This is a genomic window from Enterobacter cloacae complex sp. EB5 (genome assembly GCF_031432835.1).
GTDB lineage: Bacteria > Pseudomonadota > Gammaproteobacteria > Enterobacterales > Enterobacteriaceae > Enterobacter > Enterobacter hormaechei_C.
In genome coordinates, this window is sequence record NZ_CP133860.1 from 1,612,225 (window position 1) to 1,628,622 (window position 16,398).

The 16,398-nt window shown below is 44.8% G+C and carries 12 protein-coding genes; 4 read left to right on the forward strand and 8 right to left on the reverse strand.

Going from position 1 to position 16,398, the window contains the following annotated elements; genetic code table 11:
* Positions 1 to 6 precede the first annotated feature (6 nt).
* From RHN82_RS07735 to RHN82_RS07745, 3 genes are read left to right on the forward strand one after another with little or no spacing between them, the layout of a single operon-like run.
* Positions 7 to 3,339: a hypothetical protein gene (locus RHN82_RS07735; RefSeq protein WP_032646886.1), complete on the forward strand. Its 3,333-nt coding sequence runs from the start codon at positions 7 to 9 to the stop codon at positions 3,337 to 3,339.
* Positions 3,340 to 3,804, forward strand: coding sequence for a hypothetical protein (locus RHN82_RS07740; protein WP_032646885.1), 465 nt, complete (start codon positions 3,340 to 3,342; stop codon positions 3,802 to 3,804).
* Entirely contained in the window at positions 3,801 to 4,952 is a 1,152-nt protein-coding gene (locus tag RHN82_RS07745) for a response regulator (RefSeq protein WP_032646884.1), read from the forward strand. Before RHN82_RS07740 ends, RHN82_RS07745 begins: the two co-directional genes overlap by 4 nt.
* A gap of 646 nt (positions 4,953 to 5,598) precedes the next feature.
* Here RHN82_RS07745 and RHN82_RS07750 read toward each other — a convergent pair.
* From RHN82_RS07750 to ssb1, 5 genes are all read right to left on the reverse strand, one after another.
* Positions 5,599 to 6,018 carry a hypothetical protein gene (locus RHN82_RS07750; protein ID WP_032646882.1) on the reverse strand — a complete coding sequence of 140 codons (420 nt, stop codon included), beginning with the start codon at positions 6,016 to 6,018 and terminating at the stop codon, positions 5,599 to 5,601.
* Positions 6,011 to 8,044, reverse strand: coding sequence for an integrase (locus tag RHN82_RS07755; RefSeq protein ID WP_032646881.1), 2,034 nt, complete (start codon positions 8,042 to 8,044; stop codon positions 6,011 to 6,013). The genes RHN82_RS07750 and RHN82_RS07755 overlap by 8 nt, the downstream gene beginning before the upstream one ends.
* 16 nt (positions 8,045 to 8,060) lie before the next feature.
* Positions 8,061 to 9,599, reverse strand: a complete 1,539-nt coding sequence (locus RHN82_RS07760) for a site-specific integrase (protein ID WP_048984036.1) — start codon at positions 9,597 to 9,599, stop codon at positions 8,061 to 8,063.
* Positions 9,586 to 10,833, reverse strand: a complete 1,248-nt coding sequence (locus RHN82_RS07765) for a site-specific integrase (RefSeq protein WP_047058417.1) — start codon at positions 10,831 to 10,833, stop codon at positions 9,586 to 9,588. The genes RHN82_RS07760 and RHN82_RS07765 overlap by 14 nt, the downstream gene beginning before the upstream one ends.
* A 158-nt stretch (positions 10,834 to 10,991) precedes the next feature.
* On the reverse strand, positions 10,992 to 11,516 hold the full coding sequence (gene ssb1 / locus RHN82_RS07770) for a single-stranded DNA-binding protein SSB1 (protein WP_003860284.1): 525 nt from the start codon (positions 11,514 to 11,516) through the stop codon (positions 10,992 to 10,994).
* Positions 11,517 to 11,767: 251 nt separating this feature from the next.
* Here ssb1 and uvrA point away from each other — a divergent pair, with 251 nt between their 5' ends.
* Positions 11,768 to 14,590, forward strand: coding sequence for an excinuclease ABC subunit UvrA (gene uvrA / locus RHN82_RS07775; RefSeq protein ID WP_047052078.1), 2,823 nt, complete (start codon positions 11,768 to 11,770; stop codon positions 14,588 to 14,590).
* A 3-nt stretch (positions 14,591 to 14,593) separates the two neighbouring features.
* Here uvrA and RHN82_RS07780 read toward each other — a convergent pair whose 3' ends face one another.
* The 3 genes from RHN82_RS07780 to aphA form a co-directional block, all read right to left on the reverse strand.
* Positions 14,594 to 14,947, reverse strand: coding sequence for an MmcQ/YjbR family DNA-binding protein (locus RHN82_RS07780; protein WP_039272020.1), 354 nt, complete (start codon positions 14,945 to 14,947; stop codon positions 14,594 to 14,596).
* Positions 14,948 to 14,949: 2 nt separating this feature from the next.
* A complete protein-coding gene (locus RHN82_RS07785) occupies positions 14,950 to 15,366 on the reverse strand; it encodes a secondary thiamine-phosphate synthase enzyme YjbQ (RefSeq protein WP_047052076.1) in 417 nt (138 codons plus the stop codon).
* 112 nt (positions 15,367 to 15,478) lie between these two features.
* Positions 15,479 to 16,192, reverse strand: a complete 714-nt coding sequence (aphA, locus tag RHN82_RS07790; RefSeq protein ID WP_047052074.1) for an acid phosphatase AphA — start codon at positions 16,190 to 16,192, stop codon at positions 15,479 to 15,481.
* Positions 16,193 to 16,398 lie beyond the last annotated feature (206 nt).

Below are 16,398 nucleotides of genomic sequence, written 5' to 3' on the forward strand. Positions count from 1 at the left end.
ATCATAATGAAAACGAACAAAAGATTTACCTCTGTGAGAAGCAAGATGGAAAGCCAAAAAAGAAAATTTGAAAAAATAATGAAGCAAAATAAAACAAATGAAGAAAAAACATCAATTATATTTAATGAATTATCACTACTAAGACAGACTTCTACTACAGCAGCAATACATGCCTACAAAAACTTCTTAAGCATTGAAGATGCCGATAAGTTAATGCGCGCAAGATATATATCCAATGACGAAAATATATTTAAAATCAGTCAGATACACACCATTGAAAAAGAAACAAGCACGGATGTTATAAATTGGGTAACAACCACATTATCATATTTCTCAAATGAAATTAATGAATTTCTAGTAATGAGAAATAAATTCGTTAAATCACTGATGAATTCATCATTTAGTGAAGCAGCAAAACTATTAGATGAAATAGAACATAAGTTTGGAAAAACTTTTTGGAGTTTAACAAACAAAATGATACTAGTCTATTTCAAAAAAGATTTGGCAGAATTCAATCGTATTTCTAAAGAAATGCAATTACTCGAACATTCATATTCTAAATCTCGCATAGGATATGAGGTGGTAAGATGCAACAGGAATATCTCGGCTGAAAGGTACGTTTTTTCAATTGGAAAAATGATTGAGGAAGTGAGGTTGGATGGCGTTTTTCATGCAATCGATACAATTTGCTACAGGCATTTATTCGACCCTTCAGCCAACTATGAATCAATAATTAACATATATAAAAATGATTATGACATAAGAATAATAGACCAATATATTTCTTATCTGAGATTTGTTCTATATTTGAAAAATTGTAATTTACTGTCCGATGAATCAGAATCTACCTTAGAACAATTAAATTTAATCATCGATGATAAAGAGCTAAAAAACTTAGTAAGTAACATGCGTAACTTTAATGGTAACAGAATAAATGAGGGTCAGGTTTTATACCAAAAAATCATAATGCTTTACCTTGAGGAGTCATATGAAGAAGTAGTAAATTTATGTGAGCGTACACTGGTTGAAGAACCTAACTTATCTGTTATTTATATTCCTTACGCGAAATCATTAATACAACTTGGGAAATACTGTTCCTTTAATAATGTCTTGGGTGAGGTTATCAATTTAATAATTAATATTACATTAGATAATGACACTGAGAACTCCTTAGCCCAGTTGATGAAAATAAGTCAAGTACTCAATGATTATAACTGGTCATTTATCCTGAACTGTGTTCTGGCAAGTTATAACGGTGAAGGTGATAGTAACACTCATAAAAAATACAGCTTTGTAGACTTATGTTCACTTAACAATAACATAATGGACCTTGATGAACTCAGCAAAGATATCATCAATAACGAGTCAATACCGGAGTGGCGAAAAAACAAATATACGGCTGATCACCTATATCACTTAACAGAATATGAGCAAGCACTAAAATACTATAAAATGCTAAATTCGCGTGATGAATCATATGCACGCTCTAAAATAATACAGTGCTATTACAAACTAGGCAATACTGATAAGGCTAATGAAATTATGGCCACGGAATTATTAAAGGAGACAAACCCTAAAACTTTACCAATAAAAATTATAGTTAACGACATTATAAAAAATCTTACCTTCACTACTGACAATAATAAACTATTGAACTCCGCTATAATCTTACACTATTACAACCAATATATTTCTAACGATTACACCCAACCCTTATCAGATATTTGCGAGAATTACTTTAATAATCTTGGCATTTTTGAACATCATGAAATTAAATTTGAAAATCCAAATATAAACACTTTTTTATTAGAGAGAATATTAAATTTAGAAGTGCTTGATGGCATGAGTACATTTTTCAACACTGATAGTGAAGTACTCTTATTTAGAGTATCCATAAATAGAATTTTGTTGTCTAATTTAGCCTCTTATAATATTGAAAAACGCAACTTCATTTTTGAGGAAGCACGATCTCTTCTGAATAAAATTGTTATTAACTTATGTTCCCATGAGGCTGGCGCCGGCAGAATATACATAGACAAAACCAGTATAAGAAACAAAATTAATGACGAAGTGAAAAATGATTTAGATATATTGAAAAAATATGAAGAACGTGATTTATCATATCAAATACAGGATGCAGATGAAGAATCTGATGCATTATTTTATAGTTCTGATAACGAATTTTTCAATGGCGTAATGGCATTATTATATAAAATTACAAATGCTTATACTTTGGATAAGCTATATGGCCTCGATCAGTCATTGAACATGGGAATAAGACATGGCGGATTTGTTAATTTACTTTGGGCGCCTCTCAAACGTAACAATATCTCAGCTAAAAAACATGATGAAAATAAATTCTCACCCAACCCAGTTTGGCGTACAGACTTTGGATATTTTAAGGATTCAATCCTTGATGGCATAGATAATGCTTTGGTAGAGTTTAATAAAAAGGCAAACGCAATAATCAACCAAGCAAAAAATAAAGTTCATATAGATACAGGTGAGTTTGGTTACAACTCTAAACTATTCGAGTTTTCGCTTGAACCTGACTATCAAGCATCTGTAGCAAGTAGAATCGACTCTCTATCTGCAGAAACGTTAATTGATGATGTATTCCTTTATCTTGACAAGCAGACGAATGAGAAAATGGCTATTGCAAGAGGAGAGTTCGTTGATTCAATTGAAAAGGACATGTTTGAAGAAATAAAAAATCTCAAGGATAAACTTGAGAGTGATGGATTAGATGTCATTGCAATTCAGCGCGCGGTCTCAAAATCAAAAGATGAGTTGAAAGAATCATTTATCCAATTAAGAACGTGGTTTGACTGGGCTAAACAAACTAAAACAAATTTCGATTTAAACGTTGCACTTAAAAAAGCAGAATCTGCTGCCAGTCAATACTACCCCTGGTTGAAATTCAATTTAAGTGGATATAACAACTCTACATCTAATTTTCTCGGTCAATATTTTACCGACACAGTTATGATTTTAACCTTAATTATAGATAATGCACTAAAACATTCAAATCCTCGTGATAATTATCACATCACTTACAATATTAATGAACATAATAATTCATTACAACTGAGTTTTACAAACACCTTAGATTTTGATTTACAAGAAGAACAATGCAAGAAAATCGTACAAATAAATGAAGATCTTGCTGAAAATCGGATTGATAATTCAACTAAAGATAATGGCAGTGGTATCTATAAAGTAAAAAAAATAATTACACATCATCTAAAAGTTGAAAATAAAGTTACCGTTGTATATTCGAATAAGAAATTTGAAGTTTTAATTATTATCGAAGACATTGAACCAATTAAGGAAAAATAATTGAAAATTCTTATTGCTGATGATAATATTTATAAACAAGACATCCTTAGTGCATATATAAAAAATAAATTCCCTGATGCGGATATAAGCCAGAGCTATTCATTTAATTCAACTAGAAAGCAAATATTTGAGAATGTCTTCTCATTAATCCTCTTAGATATGACCATGCCTACTTTTGATTCAAATGACAAGTCCGCTACAGTTAGTGAAAGCAGAAACAGGCCTTTAGCTGGTAAGGAAATAATTTCTTCTATGGCCTATAGAAAACTTTACTCGCCCGTCATACTAGTTACTCAATTTGAAGTTTTTGGAAGGCACAATCAACTAACTTCAATCGATGATATATTTGATGAAATAAATGGACTTTATCCAGATATTATAAAGGGCTCGGTTTTATTTGATTTCCAATCAGACTCCTGGAAGTCAAAATTAGATAACTTTATTTTAAACATGGAACTGAAATGAATATTCTCATTGTTGAAGATGATGATAATAAAGCACAGGACATAATAACCTTCTTAATCAAAGAAGGTGTCATGTCATTAAGTATTAAAACTGTTGATAATGTTAATGATGCACTTACTCTCTTAAGGGAAACAAAATATGACATTCTCTTACTTGATTTGAGTTTGCCGTTACGAAAATCAGGCCATCCAATCCCAGATGGTGGCTCCAAGATTTTATACAACTTGACGAGTCCATATTTTTTAACGCCCAGCCATGTCATTGGATTAACACAATTTTCAGATTTGTCAGACAATGAAAGACCTAAGTTCCAAAAATTTGATTTTAACATTTATGATTATAATATCGACATCTGGAAGGATGTCCTATCGCAAAAACTAAAATGGATACTTAAACACACTACAAGTGTAGCAGAGAGAGCTGGTCATGATAAAATCATCATATTGACTCATGGGATTATGACTAGTGGGAAATGGCAATCACAAGTAACCGAAATATTTAAAGATACAGCCAAAGATATTATTCCTTTCAGATATCCTCACTATTCAGCTTTTAAAATACTTCTGCCGCAGACTCGAAAAAAAATATTGGATGCCTATGTGGATTTTGTAATAAAAACATGCCAAGAACACCCGACTGCTGAACTTAATTTCATTTCACATAGTTTTGGAACATACATGACGATAACAGCTTTGAACAATGCTAATTTCTTGTTCCCTCCAGCAATTAACAATATAATTCTATGTGGCAGCGTTTTAAAACAAGATTACGACATTTCTGCTTTTATAGATAAAACGCAAACTCTGAAACTGATTAATGATTGTGCCTATGACGATAAAGCCCTTATATTTAGCAATATGTTTTGTTTTGGACTCGGTAATGCAGGTAGAATAGGATTCAATGGCTATCACGAGAAGTTAGTAAATCGTTTTTTTAAAGGTGGGCATAGTACTTTCTTTTCTGAAAAGAATAATATATTGCGCAGCTGGTTTAATGCAATAGAGAACTCAGAAGTTGATCTATTTGACATGAGGAGCACTAATATCTTCGCTGAGAGCATTGACTCCGTGATGAATTTAATTGCTCCATTAGTCAAGATTATATATATTCCTGTAATAATTCTAATATTCATTCTTTATTTGCAATGACAAAAATTAATGTTAGATGTATAATGTAAGCATAATCAATTTTGTTTGATAGTGATTAATATCATTGAAAAATTTAGAGGCATTAGTAAATAATCAGTTTGATATCACTCTCCAAAGACTGATAAGGGCGCGGTATGACGCCGCGCTAGAAAATTGGAGTAAATCTAAATGGTTAGAAGTCGGGCCTGGCGTCGCCATCACCTATTTCGTTTAAAATCCCAGCGAAATAGATATAGAAGTACGATAGCTAAGGCACCTAAAATTGTAGGGAAAATTTACCGTACACCTTGTGCTTGTTCTTGTTTTATGTGCGGAAATCAAAGAAAACACCATGATATAAACATTCAAGAGCACAGAGCATCATTGCTTTTCACTGATTGACTTGTTATAGTTTAAGCTAATAGATTATTAAAAGGCTCCAACGTTAGGGGCCTATGTTTAAATAAAATATTCATTCTAACTTTGTTATTTAAGCAAGCTATCCCTTGTAGCGTATAGCCCTAGCCAAGAACAAATCCTTCCCTATTAAAAGCCCAATTTTACCATTTTGTTTCTTATCTCTTTATTGTCTTAATTATCTCATCCTCTACTTAAGCTAAAAAAATTAACCTATACAAAACACAAAACTCGTCACCGGACTTAACAGTTATCTTTTTTCTCCATCAGAACGCTCACGGTCAATCTTTGTCAGCTGCGCATTAAGTTGATGTTCTGTCATTCCATGTTTGTATGCATTGTATTGCCAGATCACAAACTGTTGTTTGTACCTCCGGTTCTCTTCCTTAAGCTTTTCGATTTCGCTTTCAAGATTCACAATCCTAGCGGCTGCAATGTTCAAACTAGCTGGACGCGGATTTTTGGGGCCACGGCCTTTAAGCGCCTCTTTCTTTGTTTGATAGGCAGTCACTATTGCCTCATGTGCATTAAGGGACTGTCTTGACGGCAACTTTCCGACCAATGGTTCTGCCGCCTCACAAATTGCTGACCAGGACAGTTTTGGTTCCTGCCATCCTCGAATTAGATTCACGATGGCGTTAATGTCTCTATTATCCAGATGCTTAGCCAAGGCCACCTCCTAACAAAGTTGTCAAATCATCTAACATCACAGCTTCTTCACTTTCTTTGCCTTTTTGCTCGATGGTCACAATAGACGTCTTTGCGACAACACGGCGAAGCGGGCTGAAATCATTGCCCCGGAGCTTAATCTGGGCACCATTTTCAATGTCTGGATTCTCTAAAATAGCGACTAACTCACGAAGCCGGGTGACAGTTTTCTTGTGGTATTGATACCAGCGATCAGCCCCCATCTCGCCGCTTTCTACCGCTGCATCTGCAATAAAAAACATTCGTTCCGACTTCACCAAACGTTTCTTAATTCGATCCAATATTTCTGTATCCTCGCCTTTGATACAAACCTGCTCAGTACAATTGACGCAATCTCGGAACTTCTCGCAAGGACCCATGGTGTAATCATGCACGCAGTAGCCATACTCCGTCACATGGACTGCGGCATGATCTAACGTATTGAACTCTTGAATAGTCACAGGAAGGTGCTTAGCCACATCTCCAGCAGGCCCAAATAGACCTTTTGACGGTTCGAGGCGTTCAGACATGCCAACCAACTCATATTCAGTCATGTGGTTGTAAGCTCGATTCTGTTTCATATCTGCCCGACCAGACCACTTGGCAATTTCCAAGTTTGAGAGCCCACCACGCTGAGCTATGGTGTTAAGTAGGTGTCGAGCCTGGTGCGAGGTTAATTTCACCGGCTCTCCGTTTACAGCATGGTAACCATGGCGATCAAAGATACAGGCATGTTTTCCTTTCAAGGACAGACGAGGCGTCAGATCACTGTTGAAGAAATTATTGGTTGGCTTATGTAATTCAACTGGTATGCATCCTCTGTTCCCGTGGAACTGATTTGCGTTCAGTACAAACAAGGCATTGCTGTACCTAATTCCCTTGTCTTTATCAAACCACGGAAAGCCATCCGGTAAACGCGCCATTGTGTGCTGCCACAGGCTATTTAGCGTATGTACACCATCCTCTTTAGCTAGACCTCGATTACCAAGACACGACCTGCACGTCTTTTTAGAGTGATGTGCAAAACCGAGCGCCATACAAGCCTGCTTCATCGTCAATGGCTCATCATCAGCTACGCTGGGACAGTTAGCATGGCGGTAAAACTTATTCGGGTGTTTCTCGATCCACTTGGCCAGTTGTCGTGCATTTTCAGAGAGCACTCTAGCTCTAGCTACGGCTGTCTTAGCTATACCGACCATCACGGTGGGTATCCATTTGATATCACCCTCATAGCCTTTCCCCGCAAAAAAACGCCAACCATATCGTTCTATCCCTTCACGATCCGTTTCAAATACCTCGCAATCCACAGGCAGTGCTAACACCTCAGTAATACGTGAAGGTGCCGACATCAACATGGCAAAAACCGATGTTGTAAATATGTCTCGCTCATGAATTGGGTCGTTGGCAAAAATTTCCGCCAACGCATTAAGAGCAATATCACTCGGAAGTTTATCTTCCCTATTTTTCTTCGCCTCTCTGGTCGTTTTGTTCTTATCCTCTGCACGTTTAATTGGATTAACCCAATTTTGTACAGCACTTGATACAAGCTGGTTTTCAGCTACAAACTTAGCCAGCCGCTCAATCTCACGGCCACAATGATATGCGGAGCCATCGGAGTAGTAATGCTTCGCCAATTCAGCTGCTTCATCCAGCACAGAAATCGACAGGCCATCAATATTTGCGTTTCCGTTTACTTGAAGCAAAGCCGCCTCAACCGCACGGAGGGCTTTACTTTCATTCTTTGCCCTAGAGAGGCTATGCCCATGCTGGTAACGGAAATAGGCTTTGGCAAAATCAATGAAAGCAGGGTCTTGCGTCTCTTCCAGTATGGGTTTTCTCGTAATAATGCCCAACTTGGCAAATACAGTTATGTTTGGCCAAACAGGATCTTCCCAATTGAGATCAGAGCCGAATACAGTCAATTGATCTCGGCACTGGGATATGAATGCTTCAAGGTTTTCTGCTGCTGTCAGCGTAGCCTTTGGCTTAAACAGGAAAATCTCAGCCATTGGTTATTGCTCCTTGTTAACTAAGCTCTTCACGACGTTTTGCACAACGCATGATCACATCTGCCAGCGCGATAATACTGCGATCAAGTACGGCAGCAATCTGGATGTCGCCAGTTATCTCTTTCACCCGTTCACGTTCGTTGAGCAGTCGTTGATAGACATCTTCATGTGGGCCGTCCAGCCAAGGCTGAAAATGCATGCAGGTGTAGCAAGGAATAGGAACATTGGCACCACAAAAGCCATGTTCTCCACAAGTACCAACACCCTGACCCATCTCGGTCCGAATACGACTGGTAGGGTCATTACCTCGATGCGCGTCTCTCTCTGAATCGACAAGTACCCCGACAAAAGCCTGAGCGTATGGTGCTAATTGGAAGCCAACCGCCTCATCAAGCTTTTTCACATGCTCGGGGATATTCTTGATGTAAACGCCTGCGTTTTGGGTGTCCGCGTGGTCAAGCAGTTCCGCAATCACCAGCTCGCCAAAGCCTTCCCGGGCAGCTCGTGTGCCTGTGGTATAACGAAAACGACGAGCATTGATATGTAATAGCTCACCGGTACGTTCCGACCGGATGTCGGACTTTTCTACGATGTATTGGAGTGTGTCGGTTATCTCTGCGGCGGGAATGTGGAGTTTGTCGGTAGCAAGCAGTTGGCGGAATTCATAAGGAGATTGGAGGGCATCTAACACATCAAGATCAGGAAAAAGAGGGATTTGCTGCCGGTCATCGTCCTGCAATTCAAACCCCAAACGATTTTCAACCTGCGCAATCGCATTTCTTGCCTGAGCACTCAGGATTGCCCATAGTTCCAGTGATATTGCAAATGGCTTGAAGTTTATTCGGAAAGAGCTGCTGCGCAGCTTGGCTTGCGGCACATTCAACACATAGAAGGGCTCTCCCTTTTCATTTTTACCACAAAGGACATCGACCACACGAAGCAGCGAGATCTGAATGGGACGACGTCCTGTATGACTGGTGCCAAGTGCCATAGCCAGCTCAGCTATAGTAATTAAGCTCTTTTCATAAGCCCGAACAGCCCCCTCGTTAAACGCTGTCAGCTCATTATCCGTCAGTGGCCCCTCTTGAGGATCCATGCGTTTAACCGCATCCCCCTTACGATTACCCTTTAGCGTCCAGCCATCTAGCAAGCGGATCACCTCCTTACTGATGCCGGGATAGCCCAGTTCGTGCCAGGATCGAAGAAAGCCACGGATGGTTGCTAGATACCATTCTGTTGCAGGCGACAGCATCGACCGATAATTAATCAATACCGTATCAGTAATTTCTCTCGCGTCAGTCTCACGCAGCATGTGCTGAAATCGTTCAAGAATATTTTTTGTATGAGAAGAAGAACGATTGGATGCATAAAACGCCAGTGTGCGCAGGCAGCCATCTAGCGTCCCATCTGACAAATAATGGTGAATATCAGCAAGATTAATAGTGATATTTCTATCCAATGTCCACGATGTGTCATACAACAGAAAAGAGTAGCTATTGGCCCTGGCACGGATTCGTTCTGGTACTAACCCAAGTAAGAGGTTATTCATGGTCATCCTTGAAGTCCTCTGGCAAGCTAGTGCCGTTACCTGCTTGTAATGCCAAAGCGGCCTCAAAACCTTTTTGCCGAATGAAACGCTTGTTGTAAGTCGCTGCGGTTCCCGAGCCATCTCTCCAGCCCATTAAGTACGAACGAAGTTGCTCTTGGCGTTCCTCGCTGACTTGCTCATTCATGGCATCCATTCTTTCTGAAAACTTGCGATTCCAAGTGTGGCGGAGCGAATGTCCTGTCGCTGCATACAATTGCGGTGATATAGACCTGACTACGGAAAAAATTTTGTGATATCCCCCTTTGGAGATAGGATTTCCCAGAGTTGGTCCACTCTTGTAAGTTACAAACAGATAGTCATTTTTCTTCGCATTTCTGACTTTCCGGCGATCTTGAATGATATAACTATGCAGTTCTTGAGCTAAGGATTCAGCCAACGGTAAGAGCCGTTCTCTAGTTTTAGCATTAGGCTCATTGGTTCTAGAGTCAGCTTGTTCATCTGCTCTCCTAACGATACGGATCCTGTTAGCGCTAAAATCTATGTCCTGTATTCTTATATTTAATAATTCACCACCTCGGATGCCAAGATAAAACAGAAGCAAGATCATCAGCCGATTGCGGCGCTGCACATCTATTGAGAAAGGGTTTAACTCTGATCTAGGCTGGATGACTTCAAATAGCGCGTCCAATTGAACATCACTCAATGACCTGTCTTGTAAGTCGTGGTTTCTGCGCTTTTTAGATGGTCGGCGCGTCTTTATCTGCGCCGCCATAGCATTGATCTTTTCAACAACTTCCAGTTCTGTCGTCTTTAAGATATGCATCGCATACCAGTGTAAATAGTTGGCAAACGTTGTTAGCCGGGAATGCTGTGTCCCGTTATCAACGATATCGGTCATCGCATCTGCCAACCAAGAGGTAGAGGACACAGTTAATGGCCCCTTTCTTTGTTTGCACTGAGCAAAATCTCGCAGATCATCCAGCTCATGTGGCTTGAAGAAGTCTTTAGTCAAAAACCGCTGCTGAAGGTCAATGTCGCGACTCTCTACAAAGCGTAACAACATAACCAGGTTGCTAGCCGCCGCCAACATCGTTGAAAAAGCATCCTCTCTATTGCGGATTTGAGTTGTTAGAAACAGAGTGGGGTAATACATGGGAAGCCCAGAAGCATGATCCACTACCATGCAATAGCGCTCGCCACTATCCATGACAAATGTTGTAACTCTGTAGTTCTTTTCCATGCACTCACATCCCATAAACATTACACAATTACAAGGTACACTTTATGTGAAAAATCACCAATTTATACAAGACACTTTTTCCGACAATAGAAACAAAAAACCCCTGAATTAACAGGGGCCTGTGTATGAATTCTTTACAAATAACTCACAAGTTAACTCTAGAACGGGATATCGTCGTCGAAGTCCATTGGTGGTTCGTTAGACGGTGCCGGAGCAGACTGCTGCTGCGGACGAGACTGCGCGCCGCCGCTGAACTGATTGCCGCCCTGCGGCTGCTGAGGCTGACCCCAACCGCCCTGCTGCTGGCCGCCACCTGCCGGTGCGCCGCCGCCCTGACGGCCACCCAGCATCTGCATGGTGCCGCCAACGTTCACCACCACTTCCGTGGTGTATTTTTCCTGACCGGATTGATCGGTCCATTTGCGGGTGCGCAGCTGGCCTTCGATATAGACCTGAGAACCCTTACGCAGATACTCACCGGCCACTTCAGCCAGTTTGCCAAACAGCACAACGCGGTGCCATTCGGTCTGCTCTTTCATTTCACCGGTCGCTTTATCACGCCAGGATTCGGAAGTAGCCAGCGTAATGTTGGCAACTGCGCCACCACTCGGCATGTAGCGTACTTCCGGGTCCTGGCCCAGATTACCGACGAGAATCACCTTGTTTACGCCTCTGCTGGCCATGTTCGTGTCTCCTGAATACGTTTCTTAATAGTGTAAACGCGCGAGTGTACCATTTCCATGCGACACTTTGATAGTTGCGTAGCATGTTCCAGAGTTCTCTCGCGGACTCGACATTGTTACACAGTGAATCAGAAAATGCATTCCAATACTGTATATTCAAACAGGTCATTTTGTGTCATAATTAGCCGTTTCTGACAGCCGTTTGTCCTTCAAACAAATCAGGCAATCCGTGTTCCAACCGGGAAAGGTGAATGGATAAGATCGAAGTTCGGGGCGCCCGCACCCACAATCTCAAGAATATCAACCTGATAATCCCTCGCGACAAACTCATCGTCGTGACCGGGCTTTCGGGGTCTGGCAAATCCTCACTGGCTTTCGACACTTTGTATGCCGAAGGACAGCGTCGTTACGTTGAATCGCTCTCGGCGTACGCGCGTCAGTTCCTGTCGCTGATGGAAAAACCGGATGTCGACCACATTGAAGGGTTGTCCCCTGCTATCTCCATTGAGCAGAAATCCACGTCGCATAACCCGCGCTCCACGGTCGGTACCATTACCGAAATCCATGACTACCTGCGTCTGCTGTATGCGCGCGTGGGCGAGCCGCGCTGCCCGGATCACGACGTCCCGCTGGCGGCCCAGACCGTCAGCCAGATGGTGGATAACGTGCTGTCGCAGCCGGAAGGCAAACGCCTGATGCTGCTGGCGCCAATCATTAAAGAGCGTAAGGGCGAACACACTAAAACGCTGGAAAACCTGGCAAGCCAGGGCTATATCCGCGCCCGTATCGACGGCGAAGTGTGTGACCTGTCCGATCCGCCAAAGCTGGAGCTGCAAAAGAAACACACCATCGAAGTGGTGATTGACCGCTTTAAGGTACGTGAAGATCTGGCGACGCGTCTGGCGGAATCCTTTGAAACGGCGCTGGAACTGTCGGGCGGCACGGCGGTGGTGTCAGACATGGACGATGCAAAAGCGGAAGAGCTGCTCTTCTCCGCCAACTTCGCCTGCCCGATTTGCGGCTACAGCATGCGCGAGCTGGAACCGCGCCTGTTCTCGTTCAACAACCCGGCGGGCGCGTGCCCAACCTGTGACGGCCTGGGCGTTCAGCAGTATTTCGACCCGGACCGCGTGATCCAGAACCCGGAACTGTCGCTGGCGGGTGGCGCTATTCGCGGCTGGGATAAGCGTAATTTTTACTACTTCCAGATGCTGAAATCGCTGGCTGAGCACTATAAGTTCGACGTTGAAGCCCCGTGGGCGAGCCTGAGCGCGAACGTACATAAAGTGATCCTGTTCGGTTCCGGCAAAGAGAACATTGAGTTCAAGTACATGAACGATCGCGGTGACACTTCCGTGCGTCGCCACCCGTTCGAAGGGGTGCTGCACAACATGGAGCGCCGCTACAAAGAGACCGAATCCAGCGCGGTGCGCGAGGAGCTGGCGAAGTTCATCAGCAACCGCTCCTGCGCCACCTGTGAGGGTACACGTCTGCGTCGCGAAGCGCGTCACGTGTTTGTCGAAAACACGGCGCTGCCGACCATCTCAGACATGAGCATCGGCCACGCGATGGACTTCTTCAACAACCTGAAGCTCTCCGGACAGCGCGCGAAAATCGCTGAAAAAGTGCTGAAAGAGATCGGCGATCGCCTCAAGTTCCTCGTGAACGTCGGTCTGAACTACCTGACGCTTTCCCGCTCGGCTGAAACGCTGTCCGGCGGTGAAGCCCAGCGTATCCGTCTGGCGAGCCAGATTGGCGCGGGCTTAGTCGGCGTGATGTACGTGCTCGATGAACCGTCTATCGGCCTGCACCAACGCGACAACGAACGCCTGCTCGGCACGCTGGTTCACCTGCGTAACCTCGGCAACACGGTAATCGTGGTCGAGCACGACGAAGATGCGATCCGCGCCGCGGACCACGTCATCGACATCGGCCCGGGCGCTGGCGTGCACGGCGGACAGGTGGTGGCAGAAGGGACGCTGAAAGACATTATGGCGGTGCCCGAATCGCTGACCGGTCAGTACATGAGCGGCAAGCGCAAAATTGAAGTGCCAAAACAGCGCGTGGCGGCGAACCCGGAAAAAGTGCTGAAGCTGACCGGCGCGCGCGGCAACAACCTGAAGGACGTGACCCTGACGCTGCCGGTTGGCCTGTTTACCTGCATCACCGGCGTGTCCGGTTCCGGTAAATCGACGCTGATCAACGATACGCTGTTCCCGATTGCGCAGACGGCGCTGAACGGCGCGACGCTGGCCGAGCCTGCGCCGTACCGCGACATTCAGGGGCTGGAGCATTTCGACAAGGTTATCGACATCGATCAGAGCCCGATTGGCCGTACGCCGCGTTCCAACCCGGCGACCTATACCGGCGTCTTTACGCCCGTACGTGAACTCTTTGCCGGCGTGCCGGAAGCGCGTTCACGCGGCTATACGCCAGGCCGTTTCAGCTTTAACGTGCGCGGCGGCCGCTGTGAAGCGTGCCAGGGCGACGGCGTGATCAAGGTTGAGATGCACTTCCTGCCGGATATCTACGTGCCGTGCGACCAGTGCAAAGGTAAGCGTTATAACCGCGAAACGCTGGAGATTAAGTACAAAGGCAAGACCATCCACGAAGTGCTGGATATGACCATCGAAGAGGCGCGCGAGTTCTTTGATGCCGTCCCTGCGCTGGCGCGTAAGCTGCAAACCCTGATGGATGTGGGTCTGACCTATATTCGTCTGGGGCAGTCAGCGACAACGCTGTCCGGCGGTGAAGCGCAGCGCGTGAAGCTGGCGCGTGAGCTGTCCAAACGCGGTACCGGTCAGACGCTGTATATTCTGGATGAGCCGACCACCGGCCTGCACTTTGCGGATATCCAGCAGCTGCTGGACGTGCTGCACCAGCTGCGCGATCAGGGCAACACCATCGTGGTGATTGAGCACAACCTGGACGTGATTAAAACCGCTGACTGGATTGTCGATCTCGGCCCGGAAGGCGGCAGCGGCGGCGGTGAAATCCTCGTCGCCGGTACGCCAGAGACCGTTGCAGAGTGCGAAGCCTCGCACACCGCGCGCTTCCTCAAACCGTTGCTGTAATCGTCACACGGAGAGCTGCTGTCGGATCGTTTCCGGCAGCAGTTCAACCGCCTGTAGATACGACGCATCCACCAGGTAGTAAATTTGCGAATCGGGCAGCGAGCCGTCGAGAAACACCGTACTCCAGTGCGCTTTATTCAGATGCTTACTTGGCCTGACATCATCGTGCTGCTGGCGCAGTAAGTCGGCCAGTTCCGGACTGGTTTTCAGTGATGCCGCAGGCCGCGCATCCACCTCTTTCACCATCGCGAACAGCACATCACCCACTTTGATCTGCGTGGCTTTCCAGTCGCTGTGAACGCTTTGTTCCGCACCCGGCTTGTTCATGCAGTACTGAAGTATCTCCGAAATTGTCATCTTTATTCCCCTTGTAGCGTTGCGATAATTTTACGCGAACCACCGTGAATGCGATGTTCTCCCAGCCAGATCCCCTGCCACGTTCCCAGCAGTAGCCGTCCGTTGTGGATCGGCAGCATCAGCGAGACGCCCAGCAAAGAGGATTTGATGTGCGAAGGCATATCGTCCGCCCCCTCGTAATCATGCTCATACGGGGCGTTATCCGGGACGGTTTTCAGAAAATGCCGCTCCATGTCAGACCGGACGGTGGGATCGCAATTTTCATTGAGCGTGAGAGAAGCAGACGTGTGCTGAAGCAGCAGATGCAGCAAACCCGTTTTGACGCGCGACAGGTCGCGGATTTGCCCGATGACTTCGTCCGTCACAAGGTGAAATCCGCGTGGTTTTGCGCTTAAGGTCAGGGTCTGTTGGTACCACATGTGCTGCTCCATTATGAAAGGTGAATCTTTCTAAGTGTGCAGCAAGAAAGCGAAAGGTAAAACCCGCGCGGCGAGATTTGCTTAAAAAAGCATTCACCCCGCCGTTAATGCGTCAGTATTCAGAGTTAACGATCACCTCTTCACCAAATTTTCCGGCCATCGGCAGCGGTCGATAGGTAGAGTTCGAGGCGCGTAACACCCTGATGCCTCTGGCTCCCACGTCGTGCGCCGCGGTGATGTCGTTATCTGAATCACCGTAGAACACTTTGATATTTTTCTTTTCCAGCCACTGGGTTTTGGTGTTTTGCCCTTCCTGGTCCCCGGCAAAAATGACCGGGTTCATGCTGGCCGCTGGGATCAGGAAATCATCCTGTAGCGTTTTCGAGACGGTTTCGGTTTTGGTCTGGCTACGTCCGGTCACGAAATAAATGCTGTCGCCGCGCTTTACGTGCATGGCGATCAGCGCGCGGGCAACCTCTTTCGGGATACTGAACTCATCCCAGCCGTTGTTCATCTTTTCCCAGAATCCCGGGTTTTTCAGATAGGCTTCGCTGTCCGGGGAGTACGTTTTTTTGCCGCGCCAGAAACCGGGGCTGGAGAAGAGAACGGTATCGTCAATATCGAAACCCACGGCCATCGGTGGACGACCCGTCAGGCTATTTTCGATTTGTGCCACTGAAACCCAGTGAATGGGGGCCTGTTCGGCAAGCATGGCGGCGGTGGTGCCGGTGTAAAGCGGCGTGGGTGCAGAAGCCCGCGCAACAACGGTGCTATTAAGCGAGAACAATAAGCAGGCGGCGCTGAGCGCCAGTGTGATCTTGCGCATATTTTCCCCTGAATATTCAGTTTGTTATCGTTTTATTTTGAGCGGATGGTCAAAAAACTATCCGACCATAACCCCAGCGGGAGGGGAAGGAAAGGAGTTTTTACTTATGAAGCTGAATAAAAAGAAGACGATCACAAAGCGCAGAAGAAACGTGTAGGCCGGTAAGCGAAGCGCCACCTGGCAATGACTGGCACCGGCGCGAACAA

Excerpts from the sequence above, each read along its gene's own strand:
- RHN82_RS07735 (WP_032646886.1), top strand. The coding sequence starts at position 7 with ATGAAAACGAACAAAAGATTTACCTCTGTGAGAAGCAAGATGGAAAGC.
- uvrA (WP_047052078.1), top strand. The coding sequence starts at position 11,768 with ATGGATAAGATCGAAGTTCGGGGCGCCCGCACCCACAATCTCAAGAAT.
- RHN82_RS07760 (WP_048984036.1), bottom strand. The coding sequence starts at position 9,599 with ATGACCATGAATAACCTCTTACTTGGGTTAGTACCAGAACGAATCCGT.
- RHN82_RS07745 (WP_032646884.1), top strand. The coding sequence starts at position 3,801 with ATGAATATTCTCATTGTTGAAGATGATGATAATAAAGCACAGGACATA.
- aphA (WP_047052074.1), bottom strand. The coding sequence starts at position 16,192 with ATGCGCAAGATCACACTGGCGCTCAGCGCCGCCTGCTTATTGTTCTCG.
- RHN82_RS07785 (WP_047052076.1), bottom strand. The coding sequence starts at position 15,366 with ATGTGGTACCAACAGACCCTGACCTTAAGCGCAAAACCACGCGGATTT.
- ssb1 (WP_003860284.1), bottom strand. The coding sequence starts at position 11,516 with ATGGCCAGCAGAGGCGTAAACAAGGTGATTCTCGTCGGTAATCTGGGC.
- RHN82_RS07765 (WP_047058417.1), bottom strand. The coding sequence starts at position 10,833 with ATGGAAAAGAACTACAGAGTTACAACATTTGTCATGGATAGTGGCGAG.
- RHN82_RS07780 (WP_039272020.1), bottom strand. The coding sequence starts at position 14,947 with ATGACAATTTCGGAGATACTTCAGTACTGCATGAACAAGCCGGGTGCG.
- RHN82_RS07755 (WP_032646881.1), bottom strand. The coding sequence starts at position 8,044 with ATGGCTGAGATTTTCCTGTTTAAGCCAAAGGCTACGCTGACAGCAGCA.